We start from the raw sequence: 10785 nt of genomic DNA on the forward strand, positions 1-10785 counted from the left end.
TTAAAGCTCCATATCACGATATTGTCGATCGTTTTTTGACTGTATTGTTATTTCTAATGATTCATGTGGATGTTTTTCTTCAAAATAATGTATTTTTTCCTTTAAAGAAGATATGACTCTTGTTATGGCATTTTGAGCTTTATGATACAATTCTTTTAAATCATAGGCATTGATAGTATTAGGTTCTTTTTGAAACATTTGCTTGAAACGTTTAAATATTTTATCCAATCCTAACAAAGAAATAAATTGTTTATATAGATTTACATTTTCTTTAAGACAATCGTTTTTCTTTTCTAGTTCGTCATAATTTTCTCTCAATCTTTGAAATTGATTTTCTTCATAAGATATTCTCTGTTCGAGATGGTCAATTGATGAATATAAATGATGAATAACTTCTTCCTTTTGCTTAAGTTGTTTCGCTAAAGGCATGGATCTATACATGTCTAGTTCTTCTTTTTGAATCGTGACAAGATGTGTTAGACCTATTACTTCTTTTTGGTATTGATTTAGGCTATATTTAAGCCCATCAATAATCTGATTGCATTTTTTAAGTGTTCTTGTCTTTTCCAACAGACCGGATGGATTGTAATCAATATGATTAGCTTCATCAATAATGTTTTGAGTTGCTTCTTTATGCTTATAAATGTTTTCTAAGCTCTTTTTAAAACTTAAATCTTCTTGTTGTTTCAACTCTTTTATTGTGCGATTTCCGTTGATTGTAGCGTTGTTTTGAATGGAAGGCATATAACCTAAGGCTTGTTCAAGAAACGCCCCTAAATCTGGATGAAATCGCTTGAGTTCTTTCTTTGTGAGAATATCCTTGCATTTCAATCTTTCAATCCCATCTATTTCAACAACTGGTATAAATGAAAAGTGTATATGTGGTGTTGCTTCATCATTGTGTACCCAAGCACTGACAACATTCTTTTGATTATATTTTTGGGTAAGAAATTGGAATGTCGATTCAAAAAATTTCTCTTGATCTTCTTGAGGTACATCTTTAGGAAGTGTCACAATCCAATCCACCATATAAATAATATCATCTCTCTTGATGTGTTTGACTTCACTTATTCTTTTCTTTAAAAACTGTTCAGGTTTCATTGGTTGAATATCACATGCCAGATTGTAATTAAGATGAGTTCTACTTTTATCTATATCCTGATTAGACAGTTCACAGCCCTCTCGTCTTTCACAATGGATAACCAATCCAATGACACCTTGCTTTTTTATTTTTTGGGCATGAGCCATATGATTTCATCCTTTCCAAAAGCCCCCGGCAGGGCAAGTTTCCAAAAGGCTTTAGCATTTTGGTATAACTTGCTAGACCAATGTTTTGGTCTTTCTTTTTAAAGATTGCCGATAGGCTTCATATTTTATTTTCAATGTTCTTGTTTTGTGACAGAATGACACTTTATTGTACGCACTATAAAGTGTCATAAGTGTCATTTTTCAGGGGAAAATTCTAATTTTATTAATCTTTCATGTCCATTTCTTTCTTTTGAAAAATAGATATGATTTTCATCAAGTATTGTCTTATTTTTTACAAGAAATCTATAAAGACCTTTAGGATTAATAGTTAAATTCATTTTAGCAGTGAGTGTTTGACAGTTATCTTTCATGCAATGAGATTCATTGATAGCTAACGCTTTAATTATCAACAATACGTTTGGATCAATAAACTCATCACCATCATCGCTATCGTTAAAAACCCAATTAATATTATGATCATCTTTTTTGATAGGAATTTTTTCTTTGCGTGAACGTAAAATAAAATTTAATGTACCTGTCGTACTGAATTCATTTTCCGTTTCAATGATGATAGTTCCTGTGGTTGCTGAAGTTAGCGATTTTGAACCTAAAACACTATCTTGCAATTTGGCTTTTCCCTTTTTTGTGTGGTGAGTTAAAACACAACATAAATTCTTGTTAACAATAAAATCTCTAAATTCTTTAATCATTGCATAATTCTCACTAAAATTATCAACATCACTAAATTCGTAAAGATTAGCTAAGCAATCTATAATAATCAAACTCACTTCATTGATTCTTGAAAAACCCATGATAAATTCTTTGATGTCATATAAACTACTGGAATCATCAAAATTATAGAGGACATTGTCATTTTCTTGAAATTGTTGTGCTTTAATCCTTGATTTTGCTTCAAAATCATAATTATCATTATCAAAATATAAAACAAGTCCTTTCTTGGTTTTCTTGCTTAAAAATGGTTCACCATTGGCAACAGCATTAGCTAAGCTCGTTGTTAGTAGAGATTTCCCAATTTTACTCGTACCGGCAAATATATACAATCCTACTTTAAGCAATCCTTCCAGAATATCGTCTTGTTTATTTTCAAAATGAGTATTTAATAATTCGCTTTGTGAGTAAAGTTTATGATTCATATTTTGACTTTATTCCTTTCAAATTTGTTTGAAAAGAAACATATTCTTTGATATACTTTAAGAGAAAAGAGCATATAAAAATATGTTTCTTTACTTGGAATCATTCATATTCTTACTTGGCGGTTGGAATGAATGATTCTTTTCTTTTCTCAATAGGATGAGTTACATCAAAGTATTGTTCACATGCTTCAATAGGAAGTAATCCAGCTTTAGGAAGTCTATTTTTATCAATGCCAAACAATTCAATGATGCGTTTTGCATGAACTTTAGCAATCTGTTGATAACTACACCCAACGGCATCTGCGAGTTCCTGATACGTACAAAATTTTTGTCTAATTTCCATATGTTTTCACCTGCCTTTCGTTGTTGGTACATAAAATATATATTTTTCATAACATCAAATACATATAATACTTACCACGACTTTATTATACCATTATATATGATTATTGCAATATATATTTATATAAATTTTAGTATATTATGAATTTCGCAATACTTATTTATAAAAATAATGTATAATGTTTATGAGGTGAACATTCATGTCAATAACAACATATATACATAAATTAAGAGAAGAAAAGGATATATCTTTTCGTCAGTTATCCATAGATTCAAAAATCAGTTATGGTAATATTATGGATATTAAAAATGGGCGAATAGCTTATCCAACTGATTCTATTCTAAGCAAATTATCAAAATATCTTAATCAACCAAAAGAAGATATTCTTTTTGATATTTTGAAAGATGATGTTGATGAAGATTATTCTTTGACATCACTTCGTTACTTATGTTATTTAAACACACATAATTATACGATTGCGATTAAACCAAATGTTCCAAATCATTTGAGAACGGGAGTTATGATTTTTGATGGATATGCATATAAAAAACGTTCTGGAAATACTTTTACAATTGTAGATTCATGGTCACGTATAAAAAAAGAGCATTGGTCAATGCTCAGGGTTCATTTTCGTACAAAATTGGATAGAGATTCATGGACTGAAGTATTTATTAATGAAGATATGTACATAACTAATGTTTTGTATTTTGAAATATTCAGAATAGAAACCAGTGGATTTGAAAACGTTAAAGAAGTTGTCATTACATATGATGAAAAAGATCACGATGTTAAATATGTTGAAAAGTTTGTTCCTAAAAAAATGACCTATAAAATAAAATTTGTATCTTTATAAATATTGAAAGCCAATTTAAGGTGATGCTTAAATTGGCTTTTTATCATATATCAATATATATCAATTTAAAATGAATTTTTTAATTAAAGATTAAAGTTTACAGTAAAAGATTTATTTCCTGCAACTCCTGTGACACTGACTATTTTTCCGTATGCTGTAACAGAGTATGTACTATTAGAATTTTTAAATTTTCCAGTATGTGAATCCATATCAAAGAATATAGATGTTGTGATTCTGTTGACCGTTACTGTAGGTTTATAAGAAGTATCAAATTTACTTCCACTATATTTATAACGCAATGTCATGCTGTTATGTCCTGAGAAAAATAAGACAGTCTTACTACCAAGTGAAGATTTTGTGTTTGGGCTAAGCGTGGCATTAATTGTTTCATCTTTGCTATCATTTGCTAAGTTTATTAATTCTTCCTTGAATGTTGAAAGATTTGTATTTTGAATATCAAGTAAATATTCGTCGTAATTTTTATTAAGCAGTTGGTCTAAATGAGAATCATAGAAATCAGATTGAGTCATTAAATAGAAAGATGTATCATACATCTTATTGACTTCCTCAATGATTTCTTTATGTTCTCTTAATTCATCATCATAAGCTCTTACGTTACTAAATGGAAAAATTATTAATAACAGGCTGATCATCAATAGTATTTTCTTTTTCATTTTCAGTTTCCTCCTTTTCAATCACCGCTTTTAGCATTTTAACGTATTTTATGAATTCATTTCTTCCATAATCTGTTAAATGATATGTTGTTAATGGTTTATCTTTGTAAATTCTTTTATGTTTTAAAATGAATTGGCTTTGAATAAGCTTATTTAGATGTGTTGCCATATTACCATCACTACAATTACATATCTCTTTTAACTGTCGATATGAAAGATCGCTTTTATATAAACTTGCAATAATTTGTAAACGTATATTTGATTCAAATGCTTTAGATTGTTCGTATATTTTGTTCATCTTTCTCACCTCCTATACATAGCACAACAAATAAGTTTGATAAAATGCAAGTTATAAGATATGTTTTAACAATGTCTATTAATGAGAATAATGTCTTTGAGAGTAAAGAAACATCAGTTAGTGTAGGAAAATATATCGAGTATAGAAAGCTGAATATTAAATAAGCAATATTTATTCCTGCAATCCATAGAATATATTTCTGCCTTATATAGTAATGAATATAAAATAGCATGATGATGTTAATAATTATAGACATGGGAAAAGTTAAATAAAAGGTTAAAAGGAAATCAGCGTTTATATAAGTCATTGTACAACTCATAATTTGTTCTAAAGAAATAAGTACAGGAAATATGAACCAAGTTTTTAAAAATCTTCTTTCTTGTAATGAGGTTACTTTGTTGATTGATTTCCATAATAGAATTAAAAGAATACAGTTAAATCCAATTTGACATAAATTTTTTATTGGGTAATAAAAAGGAAAATTGTATAGTTGATAATATATATTAATATTATCAATTGCAAAACAAAATATTGAGTATAGAGATAATCCTACTATCCAAAAAGTGAGGATTTTTTGAATATAATGACATGATGTTTTTTTATTTAAGAGATAATCTACATCGTCTTGTGTCTGTGATATTAATGATAATTTTTCAGATGCTTTCATAAAAATAATTCTCCTTTATTTATTTAAAATCTTAAGGCATTTTTAAGATTTTTTTATGAAACATTCATTATAATAATTATAGCATAAATTTGTAAAAAAAAGAACCTATTAAAAAAATATAATTATTTATCAAAAGAACTTTTAAAATGAAAGTATATATGATAAACTAAATGTAGGAAGTAAAATATTTTATCATTAACTGTTTTCTTAATAAAAATTTAATGGTTTATACGTATACATAATAATAAATATTAATACATATTATTTTAGATTATCATGATAGATAACCTATTTATGGTTAATTTTCATTAATAGTTATATTCAAAAAAAGAGGGTGATTCCAATGTGCTTTTTAAAGAGTATTATATATTTGTAAGATATTTACATATCTGTATTCTCATTCATTTACACATATAATATTAATTAATTGTCCTTGAATATAATATGATTTCTACTACTATAAAAATGTTTTCTTTTTATGGATATATTAAATCTTTGACATTTATGTTGTGAAATAATTTATATATTTGTAATGAAATTAACAATGAAAGAAGGGAAATACGATGAAGAAAATAATATTGATTATTTCGTTGATTTTGTCATTTGGAATTGGATTTGTAAATGATGCTTATGCAATGGAATCATCACCTTACAAAGAAATTGAATCGTTTATTGAATTGAAAAAGGGACCAGTATATGTGATTAATGGTCAAGAAAATGAAACTTTTTGGGAATTTAAAGATGAAGAAGAAGCATTTGATGCTATAAAAGAACATTCTTCAAATTTCATTGAAGATTTGAAACAGAATTATGGGTTAGATGAACTTTCTGTATCAACATGGAAAGATTATAGAGATGCTTTAGAACAATATTATTCAGTCAATGCAATTTCAGATGTTGAATATAATCAATCAGTTTTGAGAATTTTCTTTGAAGTTTGTGACAACATGGAAAGAAATCAACAAATTAAAGAATTATATGGCCATAATGATTTTGGAGAAGAAATGGCTATGCTTTTACCATATTTCACACCATTTTCTCAAGATTATCAAGAAAATCATAAATCAGTACAGACTAGAGCAGGTTTAAATGTTACTGCGATGGTACAATACGCTATAAAGTGGTGGTATTACTATAATCCTGGATATGTAAAACAATCTTCAGATTGTACTAATTTTGCTTCTCAGATTTTAGATGCAGGAGGTAAATCTCCTGATAATTATAAAAAATCTCCTGACAGTGTTTCATCTTGGTGGTATGTAATTGGAAAGAATCCTAGTTGGTCTGTTTCGTGGGTAAGAGCAGACTATTTTGTAAGACATTTTGGTGTTGCTTATTCTTATACAGACTTTAATAGTTTCACTCAAAAAGCAAATAAAGGAAGTTTTATTGCGTATGATTCAGAAGCAGATGGAAAATGGAATCACGTTGCATTTGTGACAGAAGTTGGATCAACAGGAACATATGGTGGAAAAAGATATAGAAATTTAAGGATTGCTCAACATACTACTAATTATCATGAATGGGTCTCTAGTGATAAGAATGGCTGGGAAAATGTTGGAGGCATTAAAGCTGTATTAAACATTTCATGATTTATCAATATCATAATATTTTATAATTTCACTGCTCATAGTGATATTTCATATATTGACTACTGAGCAGTGAATTATCTACTTACAATTATATGAAAAGGAAACAATACTATGAAAAAAAGTAAAAAAGTCACAATCATATCAATCGTTGCTATTATAATGATTATGGGGATATTACAAATCTATCATTATTCTATGAATTTATCTGTCGAATTGCCTAAAGAAATGGATTCTGCTGTTAAAGAAGGACTTGAAACAATGATTAATCCTAATAAGTACTTTCCAGGTAAATATAAAAATGTAGATTTTATCTTTTCTGTTTCAGCTTATCATACTTTTGACTATACTGTTAATGGTGCATCTATTAAAGTATATGGGTTATTTGATTTGATGAAATTAGATGAAGAATGTATTAATGACTATAGAGAAAATGATAATTTTACTTGTAGGTTTGGATCAGGAGGATATTTTGTTGCCTATTTAAAAAAAGATGAACAAGGAAAAATAGTCCCAGAAAGGATTTGGACGCAATATTCAATAAACGATTCTACACTAGATATTTTGAAGAAATTTCCCATAAAGACATGGCTTTTTATACTTATAGGTAATTCTCATAAATACGATGAAATACATGTCAAAGAAATGGAATGGCAATTACATGATTATGTATATAGTGGCACTGAGAAAACCGAATAACTATAATTCATATTTCAATAGAAAACAATGATTTTATTTTAAGATGATTCAGACAATAAAGGAATGGTAAGATGAAAAAAGTAAGAAAGTCACAATCATATCAATTGTTGTTATTGCATTTGTGATGGGGCTATTACAAATCTATCATTATTGTTTGAATTTATCAGTGGAATTGCCTCAAGAAGTTGACCAGGCTGTGACAGAATGTCTTGAAACAATGATAGAACCGGATGAATATTTAGCAACATTTATGCCTTTGCATTATGATTTTGCTACATCAGCATATCATGCTTTTGGATATACAGAAGATGATACATATATCAAAGTTTATGGATATTGTGTATTATTCGAATGTAATAATGAAACTCTCAAAGAAAACAAAGAGAGAAAAGAAAAACATATTGATATGTATTCTGCTGATTTTTGGGAAGCTAATTATTTTATTGCATACTTAAAAAAAGATGGACAAAGCAAGGTCACACCAGAGAAAATATGGATTGCACAATACCCACAAACCCTAACAGATATACTAAAGAAAATGCCTATAAGAACATGGCTTTATATATTTCTAGATGATCCTAAAGGATATATGGAAAAGCTATCTACAAAATGTGCAAAACAAATGTATGAATATATTGATAGTCATGATATTCCAGAAAGCAATGAAGAAAAGTGAGATGATAGTATTTGGAGGACAAAATAATGAGCAGAAAGAAAAAGATAGTTTTGATTATTTTAGGAATTATAGCCTCTTTAGGAGTATTATTGTTTTATTGGGATCATCAGGTTGTAACACCAACACAAGAACTTGATGAAAGTTTAAGGTATGAATTGGCGCATATGGACGATGAATATATTGAATATGATTTTGCAACAGTATCATATAGATTGTTTAAAATTAATGAATCAAAAGATAAAGCCATTGTCTATGGGATGTTTTATATAGAACAATATAAAAAAGACAGTGAATTTTCAGAAAGTGGTTATTTTGATTATATGAAAGTGACATTAAAGAAAGAAAATGAAAAATATATATTAGATGAGGTTTGGGTTCCAGAAGATGGTGACCAGTATCAAATATCTTTATTAAAGAATTTTCCTATTAGTACATGGAGTCGTATTTTGTTGACAGGAGATAGATATAGACTAGAATTGATAGAGGAAAATGAACAACAATACAACAAATATATCACAAAAAATGACTAAGAATAGGGATTATAAATTGTAAAAGTAAAGGAGTAAATATATATGAAAATTAAGAAATTATTGAGCTTATTTTTTGTTTTCTTGTCAATATTTTGTTTTATAATGAAACCAAAAGATGTATATGCAGCTGATATTCAACAAAGAGTTTATTCTACGGATATGGTAGTTCCTACTTATGGAACTATATCAATGGCATTTATATATGATTATAATGCAGATACAAAGAAGAAAACATTTGTAAAATGGACTACCTATAAAGTTAAACCTGTAAATGGAAGTACTTGTTGGTATATTTCTCGTGATGTTAAACAGAATGGTAATGGGTTGATAATGACTGTTACAGCACAAGGATATAACTATAATACTAGAGTAACAAGCCCAGTATATAAGTTTGTTAGAAATGTATGATAATAACTCTATTATGCTTTAATGGAGGCAATTATGCTCTCACCAAAATTACACCAAAAATAATAAAAAAGTATATCTTAGTATATAAATTATACTTTGATATACTTTTAAAATAGCTTAAATACAGTGTTTTTTATCATCTTTTATGCGTTGACATGCTCCCATCGTCCGCCCCAGAGTATGCGGGTGTAGTTCAATGGTAGAACTTCAGCCTTCCAAGCTGACTACGTGGGTTCGATTCCCATCACCCGCTCCATTGAAACGCTAAAGTCCTTATTTTAAGGGCTTTTTTTGTGTTTTCAAACACAAAATTCAAATAAATATTTTTTGTTTGATGAGTCTATTTGGTTTAAAATTTGTTTCTATACTCTCTTTAAAAGTATATATTTTTTATATAGAATTTCTTTTTTTGCACCAAAAAACCACCAGATTATTTGATCAATCTTACCAGTTATCAAAATATCTTAATCAAAAAAATATTCTTTTTGATATTTTGAAAGATGATATTAATGAAGATTATTTGACACCACTTTGTTACTTATGTTATTTAAATGCACATAATTATGCATGAGCAATGAAATCTAATGTATCTAATCATTTAAAAACGTTAAAGAAGTTGCCATTACATACGACGAAAAAGATCTAAGAAAATTATTTAGCAATAAACGTATTATCAATCTTATATATTACATTTTATATTTAGCATTATAGCAATAAAAGATATGCTTCTAATATATTTTTAATGATACAAAAAAGTGAATCGATTTCGATCCACTTTCTTTTTACAAGCATTACAAACCAGTAAATAACGAATGAAATTATAATGACTAATTATGTATATGTACCAATCAGTGTAGAATTATCCAATTACCAAGTCAACCAGTTGCGTGCAAAACTTTCATTTTGATGAATCTGATCATTAATGATTGGTCAACTTCAGCAGAATAATCACTTTTTCTATCATAAAATACTGTTCTTCTATATTTTGGTACAAATATAACATGATATTTACAATTTCACTTTGTGTGTGTAAGTCATTTGATTATCCTGGTATATAAATCATACTTCGATATACTTTTAATACAGTGTTTTTATTGTTTACTTTTATGACTTTTTTATGGAAATTGTTGTGTTTTTTTTGAAATTTATAGATTTTTAGTATTATTATCGTGCTTTAAAATAATACCATACCACAGCGTAATAAATAATCATACATAATAAAATGTATTTTATAAATAATTGATACATCATATAAACCATGTTTATATGATTCGTATACTCATAATAAGAGCCAATACTAAAATAAATAGCTAAAAACAACCACATAATCCCTAAACAAATATTATACTTTTTGACATTTTTTATTCTATGAGATGAAATTTTATGACCAGCCCAGAAGTTCATAGGTTTTGAAGTAATGAAAGTATATATAGCAAGTCCATAAAAAGCGATGGCTACAATCCATACTCCCGAAAGATGTGATTCCATAAATGATATTCTCCTTTTGATTGTATATTTTTACAACTTTATTATACAACGCTTTGCTGATAGTTACGAGAATAAAATGATGTTTTAAAAATAAACCTTTTTTATAAAGATACAAGATGATTTTGTGTTATGATAAAAGAAGAAAGCGAGGAATATCT

At 27.7% G+C, this 10785-nt stretch carries 12 protein-coding genes, 1 tRNA gene and 1 pseudogene; 7 read left to right on the forward strand and 7 right to left on the reverse strand.

The genetic code is table 11. From position 1 onward, the window contains the following. The 3 genes from mobV to B5E75_RS07680 all read right to left on the reverse strand — a co-directional run bounded on the left by mobV (nucleotide 1) and on the right by B5E75_RS07680 (nucleotide 2745). Entirely contained in the window at nucleotides 1–1248 is a 1248-nt protein-coding gene (gene mobV / locus B5E75_RS07670; RefSeq protein WP_087358163.1) for a MobV family relaxase, read from the reverse strand. 194 nt (nucleotides 1249–1442) lie between these two features. Continuing rightward, nucleotides 1443–2402, reverse strand: coding sequence for an AAA family ATPase (locus B5E75_RS07675; protein WP_087358164.1), 960 nt, complete (start codon nucleotides 2400–2402; stop codon nucleotides 1443–1445). A gap of 112 nt (nucleotides 2403–2514) precedes the next feature. After that, nucleotides 2515–2745, reverse strand: coding sequence for a hypothetical protein (locus B5E75_RS07680; RefSeq protein ID WP_087358165.1), 231 nt, complete (start codon nucleotides 2743–2745; stop codon nucleotides 2515–2517). Nucleotides 2746–2944: 199 nt separating this feature from the next. Between B5E75_RS07680 and B5E75_RS07685 the strand changes: the two genes are divergently transcribed. Next, complete coding sequence (locus B5E75_RS07685; protein WP_087358166.1) at nucleotides 2945–3598, forward strand: helix-turn-helix domain-containing protein; 654 nt, start codon at nucleotides 2945–2947, stop codon at nucleotides 3596–3598. Between the two features lie 83 nt (nucleotides 3599–3681). Here the strand turns inward: B5E75_RS07685 and B5E75_RS07690 are convergent, their stop codons facing one another. Next, nucleotides 3682–4272 (reverse strand): hypothetical protein, encoded by a 591-nt coding sequence (locus tag B5E75_RS07690; RefSeq protein ID WP_087358167.1) that lies wholly within the window; start codon nucleotides 4270–4272, stop codon nucleotides 3682–3684. Beyond that, complete coding sequence (locus tag B5E75_RS07695) at nucleotides 4217–4570, reverse strand: transcriptional regulator (protein WP_087358168.1); 354 nt, start codon at nucleotides 4568–4570, stop codon at nucleotides 4217–4219. Before B5E75_RS07695 ends, B5E75_RS07690 begins: the two co-directional genes overlap by 56 nt. A gap of 1230 nt (nucleotides 4571–5800) precedes the next feature. Between B5E75_RS07695 and B5E75_RS14830 the strand changes: the two genes are divergently transcribed. From B5E75_RS14830 to B5E75_RS07730, 6 genes are all read left to right on the forward strand, one after another. Next, entirely contained in the window at nucleotides 5801–6829 is a 1029-nt protein-coding gene (locus B5E75_RS14830) for an amidase domain-containing protein (protein ID WP_241146642.1), read from the forward strand. Between the two features lie 111 nt (nucleotides 6830–6940). Then, nucleotides 6941–7525, forward strand: a complete 585-nt coding sequence (locus B5E75_RS07710) for a hypothetical protein (RefSeq protein ID WP_087358170.1) — start codon at nucleotides 6941–6943, stop codon at nucleotides 7523–7525. 124 nt (nucleotides 7526–7649) lie between these two features. Continuing rightward, nucleotides 7650–8201, forward strand: coding sequence for a hypothetical protein (locus B5E75_RS07715; protein ID WP_143746948.1), 552 nt, complete (start codon nucleotides 7650–7652; stop codon nucleotides 8199–8201). A 26-nt stretch (nucleotides 8202–8227) separates the two neighbouring features. Further along, a complete protein-coding gene (locus tag B5E75_RS07720; RefSeq protein WP_087358172.1) occupies nucleotides 8228–8731 on the forward strand; it encodes a hypothetical protein in 504 nt (167 codons plus the stop codon). A gap of 42 nt (nucleotides 8732–8773) precedes the next feature. Further along, nucleotides 8774–9139 carry a hypothetical protein gene (locus tag B5E75_RS07725; protein WP_087358173.1) on the forward strand — a complete coding sequence of 122 codons (366 nt, stop codon included), beginning with the start codon at nucleotides 8774–8776 and terminating at the stop codon, nucleotides 9137–9139. Nucleotides 9140–9321: 182 nt separating this feature from the next. Beyond that, nucleotides 9322–9395 (forward strand) — tRNA-Gly (locus B5E75_RS07730). A 619-nt stretch (nucleotides 9396–10014) separates the two neighbouring features. On the opposite strand, the pseudogene B5E75_RS15065 reads toward B5E75_RS07730, so the two are convergent. Both B5E75_RS15065 and B5E75_RS07735 read right to left on the reverse strand, forming a co-directional pair. Further along, nucleotides 10015–10143, reverse strand: a pseudogene (locus B5E75_RS15065) (hypothetical protein); the annotation flags it as partial. Between the two features lie 160 nt (nucleotides 10144–10303). Next, the gene (locus tag B5E75_RS07735; RefSeq protein ID WP_087358174.1) at nucleotides 10304–10627 is read right to left on the reverse strand and encodes a hypothetical protein; all 324 of its coding nucleotides are present in this window, start codon (nucleotides 10625–10627) and stop codon (nucleotides 10304–10306) included. Nucleotides 10628–10785 lie beyond the last annotated feature (158 nt).

Origin of the sequence: Massiliimicrobium timonense, from assembly GCF_002160865.1 — a bacterium.
GTDB lineage: Bacteria > Bacillota_I > Bacilli_A > Erysipelotrichales > Coprobacillaceae > Allocoprobacillus.